This is a genomic window from Roseobacter insulae, from assembly GCF_019375555.1.
GTDB lineage: Bacteria > Pseudomonadota > Alphaproteobacteria > Rhodobacterales > Rhodobacteraceae > Roseobacter > Roseobacter insulae.
The window spans coordinates 257,523-280,916 of sequence record NZ_JAHXDN010000004.1 but is presented as its reverse complement, the minus strand read 5'-3'; the positions used below and the strand labels follow the sequence as shown (position 1 = coordinate 280,916).

At 60.7% G+C, this 23,394-nt stretch carries 21 protein-coding genes and 1 pseudogene; 6 read left to right on the top strand and 16 right to left on the bottom strand.

The window, feature by feature from the left end; translation table 11 throughout:
* Positions 1-87 precede the first annotated feature (87 nt).
* The 5 genes from KX928_RS15550 to KX928_RS15530 form a co-directional block, all read right to left on the bottom strand.
* The gene (locus tag KX928_RS15550; RefSeq protein WP_219504475.1) at positions 88-1,653 is read right to left on the bottom strand and encodes a HAMP domain-containing sensor histidine kinase; all 1,566 of its coding nucleotides are present in this window, start codon (positions 1,651-1,653) and stop codon (positions 88-90) included.
* A complete protein-coding gene (locus KX928_RS15545; protein ID WP_219504473.1) occupies positions 1,640-1,786 on the bottom strand; it encodes a hypothetical protein in 147 nt (48 codons plus the stop codon). Before KX928_RS15545 ends, KX928_RS15550 begins: the two co-directional genes overlap by 14 nt.
* 32 nt (positions 1,787-1,818) lie before the next feature.
* Positions 1,819-2,922: a P-loop NTPase family protein gene (locus tag KX928_RS15540; protein WP_219504471.1), complete on the bottom strand. Its 1,104-nt coding sequence runs from the start codon at positions 2,920-2,922 to the stop codon at positions 1,819-1,821.
* A 191-nt stretch (positions 2,923-3,113) separates the two neighbouring features.
* Entirely contained in the window at positions 3,114-3,884 is a 771-nt protein-coding gene (locus KX928_RS15535) for an anti-sigma factor family protein (RefSeq protein ID WP_219504469.1), read from the bottom strand.
* Between the two features lies 1 nt (position 3,885).
* Positions 3,886-4,416: an RNA polymerase sigma factor gene (locus KX928_RS15530; RefSeq protein WP_219504467.1), complete on the bottom strand. Its 531-nt coding sequence runs from the start codon at positions 4,414-4,416 to the stop codon at positions 3,886-3,888.
* Between the two features lie 145 nt (positions 4,417-4,561).
* Here KX928_RS15530 and KX928_RS15525 point away from each other — a divergent pair, with 145 nt between their 5' ends.
* From KX928_RS15525 to KX928_RS24330, 4 genes and pseudogenes are all read left to right on the top strand, one after another.
* Positions 4,562-5,971, top strand: coding sequence for a S8 family serine peptidase (locus KX928_RS15525; protein WP_219504466.1), 1,410 nt, complete (start codon positions 4,562-4,564; stop codon positions 5,969-5,971).
* A gap of 297 nt (positions 5,972-6,268) precedes the next feature.
* Positions 6,269-6,631, top strand: a complete 363-nt coding sequence (locus KX928_RS15520) for a MerR family transcriptional regulator (protein WP_219504465.1) — start codon at positions 6,269-6,271, stop codon at positions 6,629-6,631.
* The gene (locus KX928_RS15515) at positions 6,628-7,227 is read left to right on the top strand and encodes a short chain dehydrogenase (RefSeq protein WP_219504464.1); all 600 of its coding nucleotides are present in this window, start codon (positions 6,628-6,630) and stop codon (positions 7,225-7,227) included. The genes KX928_RS15520 and KX928_RS15515 overlap by 4 nt, the downstream gene beginning before the upstream one ends.
* A pseudogene (locus KX928_RS24330) lies at positions 7,118-7,906 on the top strand (transporter substrate-binding domain-containing protein); the annotation flags it as partial. The gene KX928_RS15515 and the pseudogene KX928_RS24330, both read left to right, overlap by 110 nt.
* A 138-nt stretch (positions 7,907-8,044) precedes the next feature.
* Here the strand turns inward: KX928_RS24330 and KX928_RS15505 are convergent.
* The 9 genes from KX928_RS15505 to KX928_RS15465 all read right to left on the bottom strand — a co-directional run bounded on the left by KX928_RS15505 (position 8,045) and on the right by KX928_RS15465 (position 19,135).
* Positions 8,045-8,716 carry a hypothetical protein gene (locus tag KX928_RS15505; protein ID WP_219504463.1) on the bottom strand — a complete coding sequence of 224 codons (672 nt, stop codon included), beginning with the start codon at positions 8,714-8,716 and terminating at the stop codon, positions 8,045-8,047.
* Positions 8,717-10,117, bottom strand: coding sequence for a selenium-binding protein SBP56-related protein (locus KX928_RS15500; protein WP_219504462.1), 1,401 nt, complete (start codon positions 10,115-10,117; stop codon positions 8,717-8,719).
* Positions 10,118-10,201: 84 nt separating this feature from the next.
* Positions 10,202-10,960 (bottom strand): IclR family transcriptional regulator, encoded by a 759-nt coding sequence (locus tag KX928_RS15495; protein WP_219504461.1) that lies wholly within the window; start codon positions 10,958-10,960, stop codon positions 10,202-10,204.
* 441 nt (positions 10,961-11,401) lie between these two features.
* Complete coding sequence (locus KX928_RS15490; protein ID WP_219504460.1) at positions 11,402-13,492, bottom strand: PQQ-dependent dehydrogenase, methanol/ethanol family; 2,091 nt, start codon at positions 13,490-13,492, stop codon at positions 11,402-11,404.
* Positions 13,493-13,698: 206 nt separating this feature from the next.
* Positions 13,699-14,643: a helix-turn-helix domain-containing protein gene (locus tag KX928_RS15485; protein WP_219504459.1), complete on the bottom strand. Its 945-nt coding sequence runs from the start codon at positions 14,641-14,643 to the stop codon at positions 13,699-13,701.
* A gap of 333 nt (positions 14,644-14,976) precedes the next feature.
* Positions 14,977-16,188 carry a CaiB/BaiF CoA transferase family protein gene (locus KX928_RS15480; RefSeq protein WP_219504458.1) on the bottom strand — a complete coding sequence of 404 codons (1,212 nt, stop codon included), beginning with the start codon at positions 16,186-16,188 and terminating at the stop codon, positions 14,977-14,979.
* Entirely contained in the window at positions 16,188-17,693 is a 1,506-nt protein-coding gene (locus KX928_RS15475) for a tripartite tricarboxylate transporter permease (protein WP_219504456.1), read from the bottom strand. Before KX928_RS15475 ends, KX928_RS15480 begins: the two co-directional genes overlap by 1 nt.
* Positions 17,694-17,697: 4 nt before the next feature.
* The gene (locus KX928_RS15470) at positions 17,698-18,168 is read right to left on the bottom strand and encodes a tripartite tricarboxylate transporter TctB family protein (protein ID WP_219504454.1); all 471 of its coding nucleotides are present in this window, start codon (positions 18,166-18,168) and stop codon (positions 17,698-17,700) included.
* A 4-nt stretch (positions 18,169-18,172) separates the two neighbouring features.
* Complete coding sequence (locus tag KX928_RS15465; protein WP_219504452.1) at positions 18,173-19,135, bottom strand: tripartite tricarboxylate transporter substrate binding protein; 963 nt, start codon at positions 19,133-19,135, stop codon at positions 18,173-18,175.
* A gap of 124 nt (positions 19,136-19,259) precedes the next feature.
* Here KX928_RS15465 and KX928_RS15460 point away from each other — a divergent pair, with 124 nt between their 5' ends.
* Positions 19,260-20,156: a LysR family transcriptional regulator gene (locus KX928_RS15460; RefSeq protein ID WP_219504450.1), complete on the top strand. Its 897-nt coding sequence runs from the start codon at positions 19,260-19,262 to the stop codon at positions 20,154-20,156.
* Between the two features lie 144 nt (positions 20,157-20,300).
* Here KX928_RS15460 and KX928_RS15455 read toward each other — a convergent pair whose 3' ends face one another.
* Both KX928_RS15455 and KX928_RS15450 read right to left on the bottom strand, forming a co-directional pair.
* Positions 20,301-21,260 (bottom strand): OmpA family protein, encoded by a 960-nt coding sequence (locus tag KX928_RS15455; protein WP_219504449.1) that lies wholly within the window; start codon positions 21,258-21,260, stop codon positions 20,301-20,303.
* A 9-nt stretch (positions 21,261-21,269) separates the two neighbouring features.
* A complete protein-coding gene (locus KX928_RS15450) occupies positions 21,270-21,971 on the bottom strand; it encodes a hypothetical protein (RefSeq protein ID WP_219504447.1) in 702 nt (233 codons plus the stop codon).
* Between the two features lie 320 nt (positions 21,972-22,291).
* On the opposite strand from KX928_RS15450, the gene KX928_RS15445 reads away from it, so the two are divergent.
* A complete protein-coding gene (locus KX928_RS15445) occupies positions 22,292-23,368 on the top strand; it encodes an NAD(P)-dependent alcohol dehydrogenase (RefSeq protein ID WP_219504445.1) in 1,077 nt (358 codons plus the stop codon).
* Positions 23,369-23,394 lie beyond the last annotated feature (26 nt).

Genomic DNA, 23,394 nt, shown 5'->3' with positions numbered 1-23,394 from the left:
GCTGCCGCCCCACTAATAGACAAACGGGCCGGACCTTCGGTTATTCCCAATTATTTCTCTTTGCCTGCTTTTTGTTGAGACCAGATGTCACGATTCCGAAACGACCCGCAAGGGTGATGACAGGGGCAGTTCCATGATGCTCGAAAGCCCGCCGCCGTCGCGATCCTGAAGCAGCGCGTTTCCGCCGTGTGCCTGCGCAATGGCGCGTACAACGGGCAGACCAAGCCCGGCACCATCTTCGTATTGGCCCGCCGCATTCGACCCCCGGAAAAAGCGTTCGAACGCTTTTTCCTTTTCTGCGTCGGGCAGGCCGGGACCGTTGTCTTCCACAGACACCCGGTACCCCGCCGGGGTCCGAAGCAAGCGTACCGAGATATCCGGCCCGCCGTAGCGCCGGGCGTTCTGGATCATCGCGGCGAGGCATTGCCGGATTCGAGAGATGTCCAGCGACATCTCGGCGCTGTCTAGATCGGTGATCACGGGGATATCGGGGTCGAAAACCGCAATGGCCTCCTGCAGAAGTTTTTTGAGATCGACGCGTTCGCGTTTGAGACGGGTCTGCCCGGCTTCCTCGCGCGAGATGAACAGAAGGTCGTTGACCAGGAGATTAGTGTGTTTCGCCGTTTCTCGTGTGCGCCGCAGGGCCTCGCGATATTCGTCGATCGTTTTGTCGGCGCCGCGCAGGGCCACATCGCTTTCGCCCTGTATGATCGTGAGCGGAGTGCGCAATTCGTGACTGACATCGGCCAGCATCTGCCTGCGTGCCTCTTCGGCCACACGGGATTTCTCCAGCAGTTCCTCAAGTTCTGCCGTACGGACCCGTACGGCTTCTTCCAGTTCGGTGTTCTGGGTCGTCAGCGATTGCGTGCGCGCCTCGACCATTGCGGCCATACCATCCATGACGCCGCCGATTTCAGCGATCTCGTTACGGCCCTCGAAATTCATGCGCTGGGCGAATTTGCCATCCGCCAGCGCGCTGACACCCTGCATCAGTCGCCGCATGGGGCGCAGGATGGCACGGGTGTAAATCCACAGCGCGCCCGCCACGACACCCAATGCCAGAACGACCAGAAAGACGGCCACCGTGTTGGCCATCTGCAGGTAATGCGCGGCAGCGGTTCTGGTTTCCTCCACTTCTTCCAGTTCTTCCTCGAGGGCCATCTGGATCATCGAGTGAAAATCGCGATCAATCTCATCGTCGAGCATGACGGACAGGCCGGTCCAGTTGCGGCCGAATTGCTCGACAGCGGTGTCCTTCCGCACAACCTCGAAGCGCGCAATGAGATCCTCGATTTTCCGTTCGATCTGTGACAGCAGTTCAAGTTCCTCGATTTCTTCATCGCCAACCAGCTCAATTTCCTGACCGATCAGTCCCCTTATGGTGCGGATATTTTCGCGAATAAGCCGGATCAGTTCGGCCTCGCCCATGCCCTGATCACGATCCCCGATCAGCATCGCATCGCCGTACTGTTTGAAAAGCTGGTAGGTGTTGCCGCTGAGTTGAAGATGCATCTCGTAGGACTGGTGCGCCAGATTGATCCGCTCGTTGAAGAACGCCGCTCGCTTTGCCGACCAGTAGGCCAGCGCGGCGCCGCTCAGGGCGACCATCAACATGAGCGCAGCAAGGGCGCGCAGCAAATTAGCGATACTCATGGTCCGATCTCCTGAACGCCGGGTTCATGTGGTCCGATGCGTCGATGATGGCACGGCGGTCTTTGACATCTTCAGCGACTTTCACACAAATCGACAGCACCATGTTACGCGCAATGAGGGCCGCATGGAACATGCGGCCCGTCATGACTAAGCTGGGGGGCTGGTTCACGCAGCGGTCATCTCTTCAACCTTCGCGGTGTCTTCTGTTTGCAGCAGTTTAGCCGTGCGCAAGATACCGCGCGCGACAGCCATCACCGCCGATGGCGTGCAGAGATCTTCGCGTGACAGTTGCGGTATGCCCGTCGCGATCCTCGCTTCCATCATTGCAAGGGGCGATTGCGTAAGCTTGCCCGACATGGCAAAGGGCCGCAGCCCATGATCGGCCAGAACCCTGGCGCCGCCAACGGCCCCCAGCGCGTCAGGCGTGGCAAAGAGAATGGCATCCAACCTGTCGCAGATCACGGAACCGGCGAGGATCTCCTGGGTTTCCTGTTGAAACACGCCATCCGCGATTTCGACCACAACGACTTCGGCACCGTTCGCTGCGGCGGTGCCGACCAGTGTTTCGAACCCCTGTTCGATCCTGTCCATGGGCATCCGGTACGTCGTGGGCATCCCGGCATCTGTGAAGTCCATCGCACTGACGCCCGCGTCTTCAAAAGCGTTGAAATCGCTGAATGCGCCGGTGCCGGTTGCCTTGACCCCTGCGACGCTGAAACCCGCCTGCGACAGACCGTGTGCCAGACTGACGGCAGCCGTGGTCTTGCCCGCATTCATCGAGGCGCCGAATACGCCGATGACCGTGACATCATCCGGAATCTCCTTGGTCGGCAACCCGTAGCGTGCGATGTTGATCACCTCGCCGCTGCGGTCGGTCAGAAGTCCAACAGGCCGCAGCTTTGTTGGTTCCTCCATCCGCGCATGCGCGTTTTCCATTGTGCCGACGACACCGCCACCTGCCAGCAGGTCGGCCCCTCTGGCCGTGATCCGGGCGGCACCTTCAAACTGATCCGGCGCATAACGATCCCCGATACACAAGACGACCCTGTCGCCCAGATAACTGGTGGCGGCGCGACCGCTCGACAGCTGGATTTTCTGGTGCTGGTTGATTTCAGTGATCTCGCACAGGACCAGATCGCCGGCCACGCCGAGCGCCACGGCAGGATCAAGACCCGCGACATCGTCGTGATTGACGCGCCGGGTCGTGAATGCCCATTTCGCATTAAGGTGCAGCATCGTCAGATCGAAATCATAGTTATGGATTGTCATGGTCATCATCCTCATGGGTTTGTGTTCCGAGGATCAATCTAAGGGGGGAGACTGTCTGTATCCTGTTGGGGGAATGAACCATACGATAAATGGTCATGAACGGAAGATGAACGTTTAACGTATTGTTTGTAATTATTAAAAACCGCGTTCAGAACGCGGGCTTTCATTGGTGGCGGGGTTTTCTGGCTGTGTCAGCGCAGGGTGGACAGGGCTGCAGCTTCGGCATCAGGATCAAGGGGTGGCCCGGCATCATTGGCGGAGAGATATGCATCCAGAGTATCCAGCGACGACGCCGGGGCATACCCGGTGTCTGATGCGGCGGCGGCCGCAATCGCCATCTGCACATCCCATTGTCCATTTCTCTGGCAGGCGACAGACACAACAGTCGTGCCGTCGGCGCGGTCAAATTCGAACTCCCGGCACAGGGTTCGGGCGCCATCGAAGAAAGTAGCGATCGGCGCGATACGGGCGCCATCGGGCAGCACGACATCCTCGCCCGAGGGAAGGGTGTCCAATGCCGCGATGATCCGGGTATCGGCAAGGGCGGCGATTTCGATGCTGCCCAGCCCGGTCGAACTGTCCGGAGACAGCATCAGCCCGGCGCCCAGACCGACCGCAAGTGCGAGACCCGCCGCCAGCGGCAATTTCCAGACAGGGCTCTGCGCCGGGGCAGCGGTGTCTTGAGGAAACGCAACAACCGTGTCGTCCGATGACATGCGCGCCTGCTGATCCGCGGCTGACAGCGCGCGCACCGTCTCCACAAGATGGTCGGGCACAGGCTGACGCAGCAGGGGTTCCATCGCTTCTTTTGCGGCGGCCTTGGTGTCCATGAAGAGGGCAAGGCGGTCAGTCAGGTCGGTGCTGTTCATCAAGGCCAGATCCAGCGCCGCGGCGCGGTCCTCGGGCAGTTCACCGTCGGCATAGGCCATAAGTTCTTCATCCGTGAATTCAGGCTTTTGCATCTCAGCTGTCTCCTTGACTGCCAGAAGAACGCGGCTCGCCGGTTTTTATTCCCAATTTATTGGCAATTGCCAGCCGCGCCCTTGCCAGGCGGCTCATGACGGTGCCGACCGGCAATGCCAGGATCTCCGCTGCTTCCTTGTAGCTCATCTCTTCGACGCAGATCAGCATGATGACGTCACGCTGGTTGTCCGGCAGGGTTTCGATTGCCGCCTTGGCCGAGCGCAACATCAATGCTGTTTCAGTGATCCGGGTGCCGTCAACCGTGCTGGCGTCCGGCGCGTCTTCTATGTCGATCTGGGTTCCGCGTGTTCTGGCCCGGCGCGTCATATCGATCCATGCGTTGCGCAGAATCCGAAACAACCATGCATCGAGCCGGGTGGTCGGGTCAAACTGATGCCGGGCAGCAAAGGCTCGCTCAACCGTGACCTGAACCAGATCATCCGCCGTGTCCGGGGCGCGGCACAACGACAGCGCGAAGCGCCTGAGGTTGGGCAGAAACGCGATGATGTCATCTGCAAACTTGTCTGACATCGTCTGTCTGTGCTCTTGCTTCAAGGTGTGGAATATTATGCCGTCCGCATCGTTATCCTTACGGTATCCCGGAGCCGTGGTGCAATCAGGTACCACACCCGAGTGCCGAAATGCGCCGATTGTGGCCCACATGGAGAGGTTGAAGATGGCAAGGTTTCTGTTTCGGCTTGCGCTGGCGCTATTGGTCATCGCGACATTGCCGCTTGTCTCGGTTAAGGGGCCGTTCTTGTCGGTGGCCATGGCGGATGACGATGGCGACAATGGGGATGATGGAGATGATGACAGGGATGACGACGACAAACCGGACCGTAGCGGAAATTCAGACGGCAACGGCACCCGCGATCGAACCCGACCAGGCGGGAGCCTATTGGATCTGCTTCTGGGTCGCACGCCGCGCCCGCGCGGGGCGCAGCCGCCAGCCGCCGGACCTTTGGCCACCCGTGCCGAGGATGAAATCGTGGTCCTCGATCTGTCGCAAGGCGATCTGCAGGCTCTGATTGCGCGCGGTTTCGAGGAACGCGGTGCGGCGGAGGTGGCGACGCTCGGCACCACGATCAGGCGTTTGGAGATCCCATCGGGTACCACCCCGGAAGCGGCGCTTGAAGAGGTTCGCCAGTTGGCATCGGGTCAGGCTGCTGATTTCAATCACTTCTACCGGACCAGCGAGGGCATCACCCCATCCTGTGAAGGTTTACACTGCACCTCTTTCGAGCAGGTTGCCTGGGCACCGCCGATCCCTGCCTTGGCGTCTTGCGGGCAACCAACGGCGCGAATCGGATTGATCGACACTGGCGTCAACCCGGATCACGAGGCGTTTGCCGACAGCCGGTTGTCCGTGCTCGACGTCAAGCGCGGGGACAAGGCAGCCTCGGGTGCGCAGCATGGCACTGCGGTTGCGGCCATCCTGATCGCGTCGCGCGGCGGTCGGACACATGGGTTGCTGCCGGACGCCCAGCTCGTCGCGGTTGATGCTTTTCATGCCGACGGGCGCGATGAACGCAGCGATGTCTTCAGCCTCGTGCAGGCAATGGATCGCCTGGCCGCTGCCAGTGTCAATGTCATCAACATGAGCCTTGCCGGTCCTCATAACAGTTTGCTGGAGCGCATGGTCATGCGCCTGTACAGCGACCAGATCCTGATCGTATCAGCCGCCGGCAATGGGGGCGCGCGTGCAGCACCGGTGTTTCCGGGCGCATACGGGCCGGTGTTGACCGTCACGGCAGTAGATGCCTCCGGCAGGGTATATCGCCGCGCGGGCCGCGGCCCGCATCTGGATCTGGCAGCCCCGGGCGTTGATGTCTGGACCGCCGCGTCGGTTCGCGGGGTCCGAACCAAAACCGGAACCTCTTTTGCCACTCCCTTTGCGACGGCGGCGGCGGCGATGCTGATGTCAGAGCGGCCCGATTTGACGGTGGCCGAGGTCAAGGATTTCCTGCGCGCCACGGCTTTGGATCTGGGAGAGGAAGGACCTGACGAGGTCTTTGGGGCGGGCCTTGTGCAGTTTGCCCCGATTTGCGCGGGCCCGACGGGTGCGCAATCGCAGTCAATGGAGTAATCACCTCACCCAAATACCGCTAAAGCTGACGGTTCAGGCATCCCGTCACCATCCTGCATGAATACTGCGGTCTTTGCGCGTATCCCCGCCTTTCCGGGCTGCGCCGGGAATGCGGGGCGCCGGAACATCACGGGGCGTAAATCCTGTTGTGCACGCCATCCCGTGCGGTCGTGTTTTGGTCACGACAGGCACTGACGCCTCCTTCCGATTGATGGCCTTGCACTAAAAACATCTTGACCTGATGTAGCTTCAGGTTGGTAGGCCTCGGGTCATCACATAGTCATCCGGGAGGGGCACATGCGCATTTCCGAAGCTGCGGCGATCAGCGGGCTGGGCATTGACACGATCCGCTATTACGAGAAGTCGGGGATCGTCCCCTGCATTGATCGCGGGTCGGACGGCCAGCGGCGGTTCACCCCTGAGAACATCGACTGGCTGACGCTGCTCTATTGGCTGCGGCAAACCGGCATGCCTTTGAAAACCATGCGCCGTTTCGCCACGCTTTATGCGCAGGGCGGCCAAACCGTGCCAGCCCGCAAAGCGGTGCTTATGGCCCATGCCGAACAATTGGCCAAGCGGCGCGAAGAGCTTGACCGGTGCGAGGTAGTCCTCGCGCATAAGCTTGCGATCTATGAAGAATTTGAAAAGGGCACGCCATGAAGATCGCGGTTATCGGGGCCGAAGGGGATATCGGCAAAGCGGCCTGCTGTGAACTGTCGCGACGCCACCGGCTGATCAAGGTCGGTCGCAGCTCTGGCGATATCATCGCTGACATGACCGACCCCGCATCGATTGACGCGATGTACGCAAGAACCGCACCGCTGGACGCGGTCGTTGTGACGGCAGGGGATGTTCATTTCGGCGCGCTGATGGAATTTACGCCGGCACACTACATGGAGGGCCTTGCCCACAAGGCCATGGGGCAGGTTAACGTGGTGCTGGCTGGCCTGACGCGCCTCAGCGATAACGGGTCCTTCACCCTGACAAGTGGTGTGTTGGACCGCGACCCGATCCGGATGGGCTCCGGTGCCGCACTGGCCAATGGTGCACTGGGCGGGTTTGTCGTCAGCGCGGCAGTGGAAATGCCCCGTGGGATCAGGATCAACGTGGTGTCTCCGGGCTTGCTGGACGTGTCCGTGGCACGATATGGCGACTGGTTTCCCGGCCACGAACCCGTGTCCTCACATCGCGTCGGTCTGGCCTATGCACGAAGTGTCGAAGGGGCCGGTACCGGCAAAGTCATCTCGGTTCAGTGAGCCGGTGAGGTGGCTTTGCTGTCATTGCAGGCAGCTTGTCAGCGCGGAAGCGGAAGTGCGAGAAACAATGAGATTTGCCTATCTGATAGAACCACCTTTCAATGATGTAGATCCCACCGGGGCGGTCGTGGGGTGCGACGTCGAACTGGCTTTGCATGTGTGCAAAGAACTCGGCATGTTACCGTTCGAGCCGATCGAAACCGAATTTGCCGAGCTTGTCCCCGGCCTGACTTCGCGAAAGTGGCGGATGTGCACCGGGCTCTTCGTCACGGCGGAGCGCCGGAAATCGGTGCTGTTCAGCCGCGCGATCTGGGCGCTGCCGGACGGGCTTTTGGTGGCGCGGGGTAACCCGCTGGGACTGGCAGGGTATCGGTCTGTCGCCGAAACCCCCCATGCGCGTCTTGCTGTGATCCGCGACCAGTTTCAGCGCTCTTCGGCGACCGCGTCCGGCGTGTCCGGTGATCGTATCCATGTCTTCGATGCCTATCGCGATGCAGCAGCGGCAGTCGTCGAAGGGCGGGTTGATGCCTATGCAAGCGTGGCGCATGCGCATGTCGGGTTTATGCAGCGAAACGGCTCCTTGCCGCTCGATGTCGTGATGATCCATGACGATGAAAAACCACCGGCGTTTGGGGCTTTCGCGGTCAATAAGTCCGATCACGACCTGCTGCGCGACGTCAACCGGATACTCGACGCCCACATCGGCAGCCCAAGGCACCGCGAGATGATGGCGCGATACGGGTTTTCATCACAGGAGGTGGATCGATTGCTGATCTGGCGCCGGCGCGCTGCCGCCATGCCGCCGACATATGCCATCCTAGTGACCGGAATAGGCAAAATAGATGCCGAAGACACCGACGACGATCAGGCTGAAGGCCCAGACCAGGTCAAGGTTGAACCATGTCCGCGACAGGAACTTCAGGCCGAGCCAGACATAGATCGCATAGGCAATAACACCACCGGCAACGGTCATGGACAGGGTGTGGACCAGCGCGACGCTGAATGCCGTGATGATATTGTTGCCCATCAGCGCCTGCGCGGCCAGATGGCCGCTTTCGTCGGCGCCAATTGCACAAAGCCCCAGGTAGATTGGAACCAGCATCAGACCCGCCCCATGTGCCATGGCGGCAAGAAACGACCAGAGTGCGAGGCGGGCGGGGTGGATACGCGCCAAGATCTTGGGGTGCCTGCGGTTGATCACCAGATAGACCCCCATCGCAATCACCAGAAGCCCGGCTCCGATGCGGATCTCGACTTCCCATGCAACGAGCAAGATCATGAGCGAGAAGGGCAGAAGGATCCCGATCATGGCGAGGAAATGCCCAAGTGCAAGCAAGGCAAGGGCCTTGGGCAGCCCGGAGTGCTGACGCTCCATCAACGCGGCGGAAACCGCCAAAGGCCAGCCCATGCCGGGGTTGATGCCGTGGTAGAAGCCAGAAAAAATGACGGCCCACCACAGGGCCGTCAAAGATGTCACGTCGGGCGCCATTCAGACCGACGGGTAGCAGAAGCTGTCGGTCGAGCAATCGCCGCCTTCCAGCCTGATCTGATGCGCACGCAGACCTTTTGGGAAATCGATGTAGAAGTCTTTATCCAGGGTCAGACCGCCATCTTCGCCGACGTTTGCCATCACCATCTGGCCGCCCTCATTGTCCGGATAGAACTGGTCATCCCAAGTGGAATACAGCGAATTCGTCCAGTAGACCCGCTTGCCGTCGCGGCTGATTTCAACCATTTGCGGGCCATAGGCAAAATCCTTGCCATTGACGTGTTTGGTGCCACGCGCAATGCCGCCCAGTTCCACCTTGCCCGCAAGCACGGGGTTCATCGGGTCGCTCACGTCATACTGGTGCATTTCGCCCAGTCCCCAGCAGGCAACGTAAAGATATTTGTCATCGAGGCTGAGGTCGATATCAGTGACCAGCGGCGGCACCGCACCAAAGCCCTGAAGCAGCGGAGGCAGGTTTTCGGGGTCTTCCGGACGCGGATCAATTGTAATCGTTTTCTTGGATTTCCACGTGCCGTCATCATCGCGCCACCATGTGAAGATCGCGCCCTGAAGGTTGGTTGTATCCACCACGACCCCGCAGAACCCGTAGGATTTGGTCGGATCGTGGGCAGGCCGGATTTCCAGCGCCATCTGGTAGTTCTCGCCAAAATCCATGGTCTGGATGTTCTTGCGCGCGCGCAGATCCCAGAAGTGGATCGAGTGGCCGTACTTGTTGGAAAGCAAGTCCTCCGGTACCACGCCCTTTTCGAACTGTGGCGGCAGCCCCCATTCAGAAGAGACCATGTAGTCCTGCGGCAGGTTCCACCAGAAATCGTAGTGCTTATCCTGTTTGCCCCGGTCCATTTCATAGCGGCCGATGATCTCGAAGGTTTCGCAATCCATGATGAAGATGCCCGGCGGGCCATCTGTGCCATCTTCGCCGCCACCTCCCAAGGTGGAGACGTAAATGCCCTCGGGGCCGCAATGGATGGTGTGCGGGCGTGAATACCCGGTCTTGGCAAACACCTCTTCGGGCTCGATGATCTTGTGGATCTTTGCTTCGAGCGGTTCCTTGGCGTCGATGATGTAAATGCGCGACGATCTGATGCCGGGCACGATCAGGTACCGGCGCTCCAGAAACGCGTGGCCGGACAGGGGCGACAGCGATGAGGAACAGGCGTTCCAGCCAAAGTGGTGAAACTCATCGCCCTTGTTGGGGACGATGACCTGATGCACGATCTGTCCGTAGGTGTCCGAGTCCGGTTTGAGATCGACGACGGCAATACCGTCCGATTGTGAGCCGTCCGGACTGAGCATCACCGTAAACGCATAGTTCTCCACTGGTGCCTGCATCGCGAGCTTTGGCGAAGCGTGAAAAGTTGGATCAGGTCTCAGGTTCATGTCTTTCCTCCCAAATTGAAATGAATGCCCGTTTTGGTCTTGCGTGATTGACCCGTTTGAGGGTCATGGATTTCAGCAGTTCAGTTACACCTCCGCTACGTTGCAAAGCTGAATGGCACCGCTGATTTTGGTGGACAGGCCAGTCAGCTTCTGACCGATCCGCCCGCGGTTTTCCTTGGTGAACCGGCGTATGGGCCCGACAGCGCCGACACTGAACGTGGCACCGATGTTTCCGATCGCAATCGGTGCCGCCACGCTGGCAATGCCAAGGTCGATTTCCTGATCGCAGTCCGCATACCCGCGCGCCACGATTGACGCGAATTCGGCCCGCAGGTCGTCCGTCGTGACCTTCGTGTGTTCCGTGTATTGTTTCATACCGCTTGACAGAATGGCATCCTGAAACGCGGGTTCTGCAAACGCGGCGATTGCCTTGGAACAGGAACAGGCATGCATCGGACGCACCCCCAGACCGGGATGAATGAACGCCCGCGCCGGATCATCGGGGGTCTCCACATGGATAATCTCGACCACGCTGTCGCGCAGGCGGGCCAGAAAAACGGTCTCGTTGAAGCTGATGGCCGCCGCCTTCAAAAGCGGCGCCGCGCAGCGCCGCACATCGACGTCGGATTTCCCCAGAAGCGCGACCCGGATCAGGCGTTCGCCGATGACGAATTTGCCGTCGTCGGACGGCTGGTCAAGAAGCTTCTGCTCCGCCAGTGACTGGATCAGCCGGTAGCATGTCGGCTTGGGCAGGCGTGTCGCTTTTTGCACTTCTGTAACGGAAACGGGTCGCCCCGCCACGGCAACGACTTCCAGAAGACCTATCAGACGTTCGAGATGCATCCTATTGGAAATCTCTCATTTAGTGAGACACTTTCTCGAATGATGAGATATTTTGGAATTATTGCAAGCTTTAATATCGGGCAAGCGGCAGGTACAGGCACTTTTGGCGGTGCGCCGCCCCAAAATCCTTTGGCGTTCATGGGGTACTACTTGCCGGTTGCAAACAGATCGGGGCGCAATGGCCTTTGGCGTGGCCCGGCTTGCCGGCAAGGGCACCCGGATACCTATTCCGGCGATTCTCGTCGATGAGGGCACGGGGTGGGGCGTGATGCCTGCATGTGCGCGGGTGTGCGTACCATCCTGTCGGCGCGACCATCGCGCAGCAGCCTCATGGACCGCCCGGTGTCTTGCGGGACTTCAGGTGTATCTTCAAAAGAAACGTAAGCCCGCACCCCAGGTCGGGTTTGACCGGGGTGCGGGCTGTGCGGACACTGACATTGCTTACTTGGGACGGATCGCGTCAGCCGTCCCCTGTACAAAGGCGATGACCTTTTGAAGATCATCCTCGCTCAGTTTATCCGCGAAAGCGGGCATGCCGCCCTGAACCATCGCGCCGTCAAGCACGATGTCTTTCGCGTTTGTCAGGACTTCGGGCGCGGAATATCCCAGATTGGGTACGGCACCACCGTTGTTGACGCCCGGTACACCGTGACAAAACAAGCAGTTCGACACGTATATCGCAAGCCCGTCGCCCACATGGTCCGGGTCATAGGGCACACCGGATACCAGCTCCAGCCGCTCCGTCGACACCGTGTCGGGCGGCGCGCTCTTGCCACCCACCTTGAAGGTATAGACCCGGCCCGGGCCCACCTTGTCCGTGGCGCGCTGCATCATGCCGTAGACGCCGCCCCAGCCCACCGCGATGGTGACATATTGTTCGCCCTCGTGCTCCCAGGTTGCAGGTGCGGCTACAACGCCCGATCCGACGGGAGTTTGCCACAGCACCTCGCCCGTGGCCGCGTCATAGGCCATAAACCGTCCATCGGCGGTACCCTGAAAGACCAGCCCGCCCGCTGTCGTAAGTGTACCACCGTTCCAGGGGGAGACATATTCCGCCCGCCAGACCTCCTTCTGCGCCACGGGGTCCCATGCCAACAAATGACCAAAAGGCGTTGCCTCTGGTGCCACCGCGTTGAACAGGTAGCCAAGGTTCCAGCCGACGCCTGACATCGTCGACATCGGCTTGTGGCTGTTCAATTCCCACGCGGGGTCCGTCGACTGCACCAGCGGCACGCCCTGCGCCGGGATATAGACCAGCCCGGTTTCGGGGTTGAAGCTCATCGGGTGCCAGTTGTGCGCGCCGTAGGCGGAAGGGATCGTCTCCCATGGTTCTGTCTTGGACCGTGCGCCTTCAGCTTCGATCGGGCGGCCGTTCTCGTCATACCCGGTGGCCCATGTCACCTCGACAAAGGGCTCGGCAGAGATAAACGCGCCGTTAGTGCGGTCGATGACGTAGAAAAACCCGTTCTTGGGCGCCTGCATCAGCACCTTGCGTTCTGCGCCGTCGATGGTCAGGTCGGCAAGGATGATGTGCTGCGTCGAAGTGTAATCCCACGTATCACCGGGCGTATTCTGATAGTGCCACTGGTACTCTCCGGTTGCCGGGTCGAGCGCCACGATCGAGGCAAGATAAAGGTTATCTCCCCCGCCCGGCGACCGCAAATGCCGGTTCCACGGCGAGCCGTTGCCGGTGCCGACATAGAGCAGGTTCAGGTCCGGGTCGTAGGCCATCGCGTCCCAGATCGTGCCGCCGCCGCCGGCCTTCCAGTATTCCGCCGATGGATCCCACGTCTCGGCGGCCGCTTCCATCGACGCATCCTCATAGGGTTTGGCAGGGTCGCCGGGCACCACGTACCAGCGCCAGTCCATCTCTCCGGACGTCGCATCATAGGCGCTGACATAGCCGCGTACGCCGAATTCCGCACCGCCGTTGCCGATGATGACGCGACCATCGATCACCCGTGGAGCACCGGTAATGGTATAGGACATCTCGCGGTTTTCTATCGTGTCGGTCACCCACAGGCGTTCGCCAGTCGCCGCGTCAATTGCGTGCAGCATCCCGTCATAGGCGCCAACGAACACCGCCCCTTCATAGAGCGCCACGCCGCGGTTCACCACGTCGCAGCACCCCTTGTGAGCGTATTCGCGCGGCACCTCCGGGTCGTAGACCCACAGCTCTTCGCCGGTGACCGCATCCAACGCGTGCACAACCGACCACGAGGCGGTCACATACATGATACCGTCCACGACAATGGGCGTCGCCTCTACCCCGCGCCGCGACTGCATGTCGTGCGACCATGCCAGTCCCAGCTCTGACACGTTGCTCGTGTCGATGCTGTCCAGTTTCGAATGGCGGGTTTCGGCGTAATCCAGCCCGTAGTTGAGCCAGTTCCGCGTCTCGCCCGCGTTGGCAATGATGGCCTGCGTATCGATCCCCCTGGTTGCCTGACGTATGTCATCCTCTGTGATCGTCTGCGCGGAAACGCCGCCCGCGATCAAGAGTGTGCTTAAGGCCAAGTACATGTGCTTCATGATGTTCCTCCCGTAAGATCTAAAATCTGGTGTGCCGTGGTCATGGCTGGCTGGCATTGCCGGATACCTTGCTGTGCGCCCCCCACCGTGCGGGTGGCAGCGGATGCGGTAACGATCTGTCCGCCAAGCCTCGTTCTCCTCCTGGTTCCATGCAGATCACGGCTACACGTCAGGATAGCAGAAACCACTCAGGCGTTCTTTGTATTTCACGCCATGCGCCGGGCGGCCTCTTGCCGCGTGCGGTGATACGACCGGGGGGACATGCCGAAGAAGGCTTTGAAACCGCGGTTGAAATTCGACAGATCCCGAAATCCCGCACAAAAGGCGATCTCTGCTATCCGGCCATGAGGATCAGCGTGCTGCTGCAGATGCTCGGTCACGTAGCGGTACCGCTTTTCACGCACCATGGTGGTGAAACTGGTATCATGATCCCGCAGCACGCGTTGAAGCTGTCGGGCAGATAACCCGACTTGTGCCGCAAGCCAGTCCAGCGTGAGGCATTCGTCAGCCAGATGACAGTCGACCAGGTCGGTGATCAGCTCGAACCTGTCCGCGTCATGCGTCAGGTCGATGTCCGAGATCGCGCGTCCCGCACCTGAAAATGCGGCATGAATCGTATCGTAAAGCAGCGATGGGCTGATGAGGCGTGTCTCGTCGCTAGTGCCGGCTGCCAGCGGCCTTATGCGGCGGATCAGAGCGCTCGCAAGCGGATGATCCCGCGGCAGGCGTTTGCCCAGTTCCAGACCGCCCCGACGCCGGCACAGAAAGCTCTGGCGCGGCAGATGTACCGACAGCAGCCGACTTGACGACTGCGCCAGATGCAGAGAGGCTTCCCGGGTGCTGTCGAGCAGGATGCTGTCGCCCGGTCGCAGGGCGCTTTGCCGGTCCCTGTGATCGACGTTCATAATGCCCGCGACGTCGAGCACAAAGAAAATATACTCGCTTTCGTCGCGCCGAATACCGGCCCGGTCCCGCGAAATCATCGCGACATCCCCGGACACATCGGCAACATCCAGAAGACCGAAACGATGAAGATCGACGCGCCCGTTCACATCCTGCTGGCGCCTGTGGGGAACCCCATCGTAATGACCACACACAGAATGCAGATCATCGTACCATTTCTCAAAAGGCGTTTTGGCGTCTTTTGGCAAGTATGTCCCAGTGCGCAAGGGTGTGCGCCGCCTCCGTTAAGTGATCAGTCTGGTCAACCCTAGAATAAGAATGCTTTCATGTCAGCAGCCTGCTTCGCGGGGAGAGGGCACCTCGCAAGCAGCCCCTTCCGCGACAGATGGCCAAGACATCAACGTGTTTCAGTGCTCACTCGCATTGGCAGACATATGTCCGGTCCGTGACCGGGTGCCATGATCCGGCGCGCACACCGGGCGCGGTCTGGCCCCCGCCTTGTCCGCGTGCCTTCGGTGAAAAATGGTTTAAGTCATCAGCTCCGAATGGTTTGTAACGCACCGAACACAAGCCCATGTGGATCATTTGTGCGGTGACCCCGGGCATTCGGCAACGCCTGCCGCAATCAGCGCGTCTATCTCGCCGTCGTCATATCCCAGTGCACTGAGAATGTCGTATGTGTCAGCCCCGACGCGCCCGGGCTCAGTGTTTCGAGCGCTGCCGGCATCGCCATCGAGCAGAAAGGGCAATCCCGCAAACCCCGCTGCACCGCGCTCCGCGTAGTGTCGCTGTGCTGCGGGTGGCAGCTCAAGGGCCTGAGGCAAGGTGCGCAGCCGGGCACAGGGCACGCCCGCGGTCATCAGTCTGGCCTCCCAATCCGCCGCCGTCTTGCTGCGCAGGATCGCGGTCAGTTCCGCCTCCAGTGCCGCGCGGTGACGATCTCGTGCAGTCCCGTGGGCGAAGCGCGGATCGGACAGCCAGTCTTCCTTGTTCAGGGCCCCGGCAAGCGCGCGGAACTGCGCCTCTTCATTCACGCCAAGGCTGATGTGGCCCTCTTTGCACGCAAAGGTGCCGGAGGAGGGTGAGCGGCTGTTGGCGGCGTTGCCCCGCGGCTTTGGCCGGGTACCCGTCAAGCGGTAATCCGCGACGGTGGACCCCATCAGCGCAAAGGCCGTCTCCAGCATCGAGACGTCGACAAAGGCACCTTTGCCACTGGTGCGTCGGGCCAGGAGTGCGGCCAGCACACCCAGCGCGCCCGCCAGAGCCGTGGCATAATCAACAACGGGGGCACCGGTGCGCGTCGGCCCCGTCTCACCCGTTCCGGTAAGCGACATCAGGCCGCTGATGGCCTGAATGTTCACGTCATAGGCAGGGGCGTTGGCCATCTCGTTATTGCGGCCATACCCGGTCATGGCGCAGTGGATCAGCCGGGGGTTGAGGGTGCGCGTCCGGGCCTCGGTCGCCTCCAGCCGTTCCAACGTGGCCGGACGGTGGTTTTCGACAAGAACATCAGCTGATTTCAGAAGCCGCCCAAAGACGTCACGCCCGGCTGCTGTCGACAGGTCAAGCGCCAGGGATCTTTTGCCGGCACCCTGCGTCAGGAAGGCTGTACTCCTGCCATTGCCCGCGCGATCCCGGTCAGAGCCACCACGGTGGCGCATCGCGTCCCCGCGACCGGGCCGCTCCAGCTTGATGACCTCCGCCCCGAGCAACCCGAGGTAATAGGCGCAGGCCGGTCCCGCCAGAACATGGGTCCAATCGATGACGCGGATGCCGGTAAGCGGGGCTGGCATCAGGCGTCCTCCAGCGCATGATCGCGCGCCTGCCGTCTCCGACCGCGCACGCGCAGGACAAGCGCAGCGATGCCGATCACCAGAAAGAGCAGGGCGATGGGACGTGTGACAAAGATCATCATGCCATTGTCACTGAGCAGCAGGGCCTGCCGAAATGTCTCCTCCGCGCCGCCGGCCAGAACGAATGAAATGACAAAGGCGGCCGGATTGAAATCAAGCTTGCGCATGGCCCACCCGGCAAAGCCCGCCGTCACCATGACATAGACATCAAAGAGATTTCCCCGCGAGGTATAGGCGGCGACAAAGGATGTCAAAAAAATGATCGGATACAGCACTTGTGTCGGGATGCGCGTGATGAAGCGACCGACCAGCGCCGCGCCATAGTAACCGATCAGCCCATACATCAGGATTCCGATCAGCCCGCAGGCAAAGAGCGCATAGATCAGGTCACGGCTTGTGAGGAAGAGAGTTGGACCGATCTGGATGCCGTGGATCAGAAAGACCCCGATGAGGATGGCGCCGATGGTTGATCCGGGGATACCAAGGGTCAGCAGGGGCGCCATGGATGGTCCGCTGACCGCGTTGTTCGCGGCCTCCGGGGCGGCGACGCCTTCCAGCGCGCCCTTGCCCCAATCGCTGGAATTTGTAGCGCGACGCTTGCCTTCACCGTAGGCCACGAAGGCCGCTATGGCCGACCCCAGGCCCGGCAGCATCCCGATGAATGCGCCGATAAAGGACGAGCGGATCACATGCGGCAGGCAGGGTTTGTATTCTGACCAGCTGAGGCTGTTGCGCGCGGCATCATCGCCATCGGGAACCAACGCGGTCTTAGTGCCGCGCGCCTCGATCTGGGCAAAGACCTCGCCCAACACGAAGATCCCGATCATCAGCGGCACAAGGCTGATCCCGTTTGTCAGATCGAAACTGCCGAAGGTAAAGCGCTCGGTGGAGCTGATGGGGTCGAGGCCAATCATATTGACCAGCACCCCCAGCGCGGCGGAGGCAAGCCCCCGTGTGACCGACTTGCCGATCACCGAGCCGATCACGATGAAGGCAGCGAAGAAAACCGCAAACAGTTCGGGTGGTCCAAGCTTGAGCGCGAGTGCGGCGATCCATGCCACACCCAAGATCAGCAGGATTTCTCCGGTGAAATCTCCGATGACAGAGGAGAGCGTGGCGGTTTTCATCGCCTTGCCGGCCTTACCCTGCCGGGCCAGCGGGTAGCCATCGATCTGGGTGGCCGCCGACGCTGCGGTGCCGGGCGTGTTAAACAGGATGGCTGCGATCGATCCACCGTAACGCCCTGATTTGCCGATGACATAGAGGAAGGCAAGGGCCGGCAGCGGTTCCATGTAGAAGGTCAGGGGCAGCAGCATTGCAATGGCTGCCGATGCTGTCAGTCCGGGAATGGCGCCGACGATCATCCCGACGACGGCGGCCAGGAAAACCCACCCCAGCAGGATCGGGTCGCTCAGAACGGTTGCAAGGCCAGCGAAAATATCCACCGCGTCAGTACCCCCCCAGCACGTCAAGCAGGTCGAACCAGCGGCCCAGCGGCGGGAACACGCCCAGAAGCTCAAAGAAGATCGCGTGATAGGCGAGGGGGCACAGGACTGCGGCCGCACCAAGGCCCATGGGATGGCGCACGCCGAAGATCCACAACACCACGGGTGCCGCAAGCGCTGTGCTGATCAGGTAGCCGAAGGCCGACAGGGTCCAGACATAGACAAACGACACCAGCAGAAGGGCGAAGATCGCGGGGACGTGGCGGTGATCAAGCGGCGCTGCCTTGCGGGCCCCCCAAAGCTCGGCAGCGCCCACTGCGATCAGTGAAAGTGACCCGGCGAGGGGGAAGACCCGCGCACCCCAGCGACCATATTGATCCAGCGAAATCCCCATGCTGGTGGCCGCCGCGCCGACCCCAAGCAGGATCAGCGCGATGCCCACAGCCCGCGGCGCAGGGGAGCCCCCGGGCGTCACCGCCTCAGCCCTGCGACTTCAGCGCGTCAATCACGGGCTGTGTGTCGATCTGCATCTGCCGCAGGCGTGCTGCGGTATCCGCACCGTTGAGGAACGCGGGCACATTGCCGCGTTCGCGCATCAGGTCGGCAAATTGCTGGGTCTCCGTGATTGCCTTCAATGCGGCCTCCATCCCCGCGATGATCTCTGGGTCTGTTCCCTTCGGCGCAAAGAATACGATGGGCGACGATACGGCGACATAGTCAAAGCCCAGTTCCGCAAGGGTTGGCACGTCACCGCGGATTGCGTCGCGCTCCGGTGCGACAAGCGCCAGAACACGCAACTCATTCTCGAACCCAGCCGCCTGCTGAATACCGACAAAGGCAAAATCGACCTGTTCGCCGATCACCGCAGCGCGGGTTGGCCCGCCGCCCTTGAACGGAACGTCCTGTGCCTCAAGCCCGTTGCGATTGAGAAAGCTCTGACCCGCCACCTGGTGGAACCCGCCGCGCCCGTTGTGCGCCCATCTCAGGCGTCCCGGGGTCGCCGTTGCGGCCTCAACCAGATCCTGGACGGATTGGAACGGGCTGTTTGCGGGCACGATAACGGCGGGCGTCAGGTTGCCGATCTGTGCAATGATCTCGAAGCTGTCGAAAGGGGTTACGTCGGTGCCGCGCAGCATGGACGTCAGCAGGAAAGAACCCGCCGAGGTGACCATGACGGTGCTGCCATCGGGGCGGGCAGCGGCTGCCTCGGTTGCCCCGGTGATCCCCGATGACCCCGGCTTGTTCACGATCACAAGGGGTACCGGCAGAATGCCGTCGGCGGCGGCGGCCGCTGCCCGTGCCAGCGCATCGGTGCCACCACCTGCGGAATATGGCAGGATGGCGTTGATCGGTCGCCGTGGTGTCCATTCCGCCCAAGCCGGAGCGGCGGCGAGCACCGCCGTCGCTGACAGCCCGGAGTTGATAAAGTCGCGTCGTTTCATGGTGTCCTCCCACAGACTTGAGCGCGTCTCTTGGCGCGTCGAGACTAAACTCTCTGGACCCTATCTCCGATTTCGTCGTAGAAAAAACGCAATTATCAGATGTATAAATCGAATAATCAGAACAATGAACCTGCGCGCCCTTAAGATATTTGCCTATGTGATGGAAGAGGGAACCCTGGCCCGTGCGGCCGACCGGATGCATCTGAGCCAGTCCGCGGCAAGTCGCCAGCTGAGTCTGCTGGAACAGGAATTCGACATCACCCTTTTCCGGCGCGACCAGAAACGCCTGATCCCCACGCCATATGCAGAACGTTTCTACCCTGAAGCGCTGCGCATATTGGCGCAAATCGATGAGTTGCCGACCTTCTTCGATCAGATGGCCTCGGACCTGCGCGAGCCGCTGCGCATCGTTTCTCAGACACGCATCGCCAATGGGTTGGTTTTGCCTGCCTTGGGAGAGTTCGCCGCGCTTCTGCCCGCACAGCCGGTCAAGCTGGAAATCCATTTGCGACGCGATCTGGCGCGGCGCATCATGAACCACCGTTTCGATCTGTGCGTCTCGGCGCTGCCATTGCCGGTGGAAAATCTTGATCCCGAGAGGTTGGGGGCGACGCGGCTCTGCGTTGCCCTGGCCCGCGATCATCCGCTTGCCACCCGCGAGGTTTTGGGCATCAGGGACCTTCAGGGAGTTCCCTACATCGCACTCGACGAGACGACGGTTTTACGGCGGCTGATCGACCGCGAAATGGAGCGTCTCAACACACCGTTGAGCATAACGCATGAGGTCTCTGTCGGGGCGGCGGCCTACCGTCTGGTTCATCGCGGGCTCGGCTTTACCTTTGCCGATCCGGTTTCGCTTGATCCTGAGTTGTCGGACGGGATTGCCTTGGTGCCATGGGAGCAGGACCTCAAGATCGAGTTCGGTTACTTTGTGCCGATGCGCAGCACGGCCAATGATGCAGCCCGCGCGTTCGGAAAGATCCTGGAGCGTCGGTTTGCAGCGAAGTCGGGTATGGGTTGAGTGAAAGCGGCGGGCTTTCGGCGGCGGGGTCACGCAGGGCATATGCGCCTGCACTGACATCACCGCGCCCCTTTCACTGATCGGTGCACCACGGTTGACGACGAACGCCACACCATCGTTTCGCGATGCCTGCCTGCGGGGCCGTCAGGGACGGACTTCGAATTCAACCCGGCGGTTCCAGGCCTGTGCCAACGCACGGGCTTCGCCTTTCAGGCCTTCCTCCGCGCCTGCTGCCGTGTCCTCTCCCTTGCCTCGCGTGATGTATGTTGCACCCGTGTCGGCCGCGCGCAGAAAGGCTGCAACGGCTCTGGCACGGGCCTCGGACAGGCTTTGGTTGGAAGCCGCGTCACCGCGCGAATCCGCGTAACCGGTGATCATGACGCGGCTGGCCCGGAACCGGCGAATATCGTCTGCGACGGTTTGCAACACAGCTTTGCCTGTGTCCGTCACACGCGCCTCACCGGTGTCAAACTGAACGACGTCACCAATGGTGATCTTGACCGGCCCACGGGACATGGCGATGGCCTGTACGCCAATCGCAAGGATAAGCGCACCCGTTGCGAAAACGTAAGCAGCGCCCACCAGAAAAGAGGATGCCAGACGAGACCCCCGCGTCCACACAAACCGCTCATCATTGCCGGAATAGCGAAAGTACTCGCGTTCATTTGCGGGCGGCACTTCCAATATGCGCCGCGCGTCCTGACCAGTATAGGTGCCGTTGAGAACCGCCCGGGAATCGGGCTCCAGCCGAAACCCACGATTGGTTTTCCGCCCGGTCGCATCTTCGACGCTCAACACTCCGGCGATGATGAAGTATGCCAGCAACCCGATTATCGCCGCGCCCGACAGCCAGAGCACCCATCTGTTCAAGTCCAGCCAAAACGGGTTCTCGTGAACCTGCCAGTACAGATAGGCGATTGCCAAAGCTGAAAATACGGCGGTGAAAATCCCCAGCAACCGTGACGCCCCCCTGTCGAGAAGCGGGGCGAGAAAGTCGAATGTCATCAAGAGCAAAGCGGCAAGGCTGAGGATCGCCAACATCATCAGCCACGTGCCTTGCAGCGGCCCCAGTTGTTCGATCAGAATGGCAGGATCGGTGGTCATATCCGCGGCCTAAAATGCGACTGAGTTGCTGTTATTACTGTGCGATACCGGAATTTTCGTGTGATCGAGCACCGGCTTGGGCGCGCCTTTGTAGATCCCGCGGAAAATATAGGTCTGCGGCTTCAGTTTCATCTTGGCAACGCCCTTGGCGTTGGATTTCCCGCCGCGCTTCCAACTGCGATTGTTGGGAAAGGCGTGATCGACGAGCGTGTCGCTGGTGCCGCTTTGCAGGGTCAGGGTGAAGGTTACCAGGGGACTGAGCGGTGAAATCCAGGATGAAAACGCGTTGATCACCATCGTCACGGCATCTACCTGATTGGCCATCGCCGCCTTCGAGACGCCCTGCATCATCCGGGATGCAGACCCTTGGATGCTGAGCACATGATCAAGGTCTAAACCCATATCCGCCGCAGCATCGGTCATCGGGCCGTGAGCGAGTTGCTGAAGCAGGACGTTTGTCGATTTTTTTGTCCGACCTGCCTGTGTTGCGGCGGTCTGCAGGATGGTACCCATCAACCGGGCATTTCTGAAGTCTTCCACGTAGCCGAATTCCGGGTTGAGCAGAGCCGCCCTGATCTGCTTTTTTGCGCTGTCGCTGAAGGGTTGCTCCGACCTCTCGAGGATCGTTGAGACGAGGGCGTCGAACACAGCTTCGTCGTCTTCGTCGGGTTGCGCAATCAGTTCGGAAAGCTCTGTCTTGGTCAAATACATCGGTCGGTCTCATCAAGAAATCTGCTTCGGGACGATGCGAAAATTGAATGCAAACAGAGTACGATACTCTGCCCCACACGCCAACAATTTCATTTCGACCACGTGCCGTCGCCCCATGTCTGTCCGAGGCGCGCCGACCGGGTCTGTGATTGCGGGGACGTGCAGAGCACTCCCGCGCGGCCCGGCCAAAGACCCCCAAACGACGCGGCAGGCATCTGCTGAAGCCTGCGGAAAACACCTTGGAGACATTGACCGATGTCAAGCCCGCCGGGTTCTTTCGTGGTCCTTTCTGCAGGACCCCATCCCAAAGGAGTGAACGCATGTCCAAGATGATGAAAGCAACGATATTCGTGGAACCCGGACGCATTGCGCTTGACGATCGGCCCATTCCGGACATCGGGCCTCTCGATGCGCTGATCCGGATTACCACCACGACGATCTGCGGTACCGACATCCACATAATGAAAGGCGAATACCCGGTCGCACCCGGTCTTATTATCGGGCACGAACCGGTCGGCGTGATTGACAAGCTGGGATCGGCAGTAACGGGATATCAGGAGGGTCAGCGCGTTATTGTCGGTGCGATAACGCCGTGCGGCTGGTCCAACGCAAGCCTGAGCGGACACCATGCACAGTGCGGCAGGGCGGCGCCGCATGGTTATGAGGCCATCGGCGGTTGGCGCTTTGGCAATACGATTGATGGATGCCAGGCGGAGTTCCTGCATGTGCCGGACGCCATGGCGAACCTTGCGCCCATCCCGGATGATCTGAGCGATGAGCAGGTGCTGATGTGTCCCGACATTATGTCCACCGGGTTTTCGGGCGCAGAATCAGGTAACATACGGATCGGCGATACCGTTGCTGTGTTTGCACAGGGGCCCATCGGGCTTTGCGCCACGGGAGGCGCGCGACTGATGGGGGCATCGCAGATCATTGCGGTCGAAACCGTTCCCGAAAGGATGCAAGCCGCACAGGAAATGGGTGCGGACGTTGTTGTCGATTTTCACAAGGAGGACGCGGTTGAGGCCATCCGGCGCATCACCAACGGTCGCGGTGTGGATGTCGCTATCGAGGCTCTGGGTCTGCAACAGACATTCGAAGCGGCGTTGCGCGTGTTGCGGCCCGGTGGCGTTTTGTCCTCCCTTGGCGTTTATTCCGGTGATCTTCAGATACCGCTTGATGCTTTCGCGGCGGGTCTTGGCGATCACACGATCCGCACAACACTATGCCCCGGCGGCAAGGAGCGGATGCGCCGCCTGATGAACATCGTCGCATCCAACCGGTTGGACACAACACGGCTGGTGACGCACCGCTACCGGCTGGATGACATTGAAAAAGCATATGAACTCTTCGCCGAGCAATCAGACGGCGTCCTGAAAATTGCCATCACGCCGTGAGCCGTGGCCGGGAGGTTGCAGCGGGC

Bases quoted from the DNA above. Each gene is read 5' to 3' on its own strand.
- KX928_RS15500 (WP_219504462.1), bottom strand. From the start codon at position 10,117: ATGAACCTGAGACCTGATCCAACTTTTCACGCTTCGCCAAAGCTCGCG.
- KX928_RS15460 (WP_219504450.1), top strand. From the start codon at position 19,260: ATGAACCTGCGCGCCCTTAAGATATTTGCCTATGTGATGGAAGAGGGA.
- KX928_RS15480 (WP_219504458.1), bottom strand. From the start codon at position 16,188: ATGCCAGCCCCGCTTACCGGCATCCGCGTCATCGATTGGACCCATGTT.
- KX928_RS15520 (WP_219504465.1), top strand. From the start codon at position 6,269: ATGCGCATTTCCGAAGCTGCGGCGATCAGCGGGCTGGGCATTGACACG.
- KX928_RS15455 (WP_219504449.1), bottom strand. From the start codon at position 21,260: ATGACCACCGATCCTGCCATTCTGATCGAACAACTGGGGCCGCTGCAA.
- KX928_RS15505 (WP_219504463.1), bottom strand. From the start codon at position 8,716: ATGGCGCCCGACGTGACATCTTTGACGGCCCTGTGGTGGGCCGTCATT.
- KX928_RS15545 (WP_219504473.1), bottom strand. From the start codon at position 1,786: ATGTTCCATGCGGCCCTCATTGCGCGTAACATGGTGCTGTCGATTTGT.
- KX928_RS15535 (WP_219504469.1), bottom strand. From the start codon at position 3,884: ATGCAAAAGCCTGAATTCACGGATGAAGAACTTATGGCCTATGCCGAC.
- KX928_RS15525 (WP_219504466.1), top strand. From the start codon at position 4,562: ATGGCAAGGTTTCTGTTTCGGCTTGCGCTGGCGCTATTGGTCATCGCG.
- KX928_RS15530 (WP_219504467.1), bottom strand. From the start codon at position 4,416: ATGTCAGACAAGTTTGCAGATGACATCATCGCGTTTCTGCCCAACCTC.
- KX928_RS15445 (WP_219504445.1), top strand. From the start codon at position 22,292: ATGTCCAAGATGATGAAAGCAACGATATTCGTGGAACCCGGACGCATT.
- KX928_RS15540 (WP_219504471.1), bottom strand. From the start codon at position 2,922: ATGACAATCCATAACTATGATTTCGATCTGACGATGCTGCACCTTAAT.
- KX928_RS15490 (WP_219504460.1), bottom strand. From the start codon at position 13,492: ATGAAGCACATGTACTTGGCCTTAAGCACACTCTTGATCGCGGGCGGC.
- KX928_RS15495 (WP_219504461.1), bottom strand. From the start codon at position 10,960: ATGCATCTCGAACGTCTGATAGGTCTTCTGGAAGTCGTTGCCGTGGCG.
- KX928_RS15515 (WP_219504464.1), top strand. From the start codon at position 6,628: ATGAAGATCGCGGTTATCGGGGCCGAAGGGGATATCGGCAAAGCGGCC.
- KX928_RS15450 (WP_219504447.1), bottom strand. From the start codon at position 21,971: ATGTATTTGACCAAGACAGAGCTTTCCGAACTGATTGCGCAACCCGAC.
- KX928_RS15465 (WP_219504452.1), bottom strand. From the start codon at position 19,135: ATGAAACGACGCGACTTTATCAACTCCGGGCTGTCAGCGACGGCGGTG.
- KX928_RS15550 (WP_219504475.1), bottom strand. From the start codon at position 1,653: ATGAGTATCGCTAATTTGCTGCGCGCCCTTGCTGCGCTCATGTTGATG.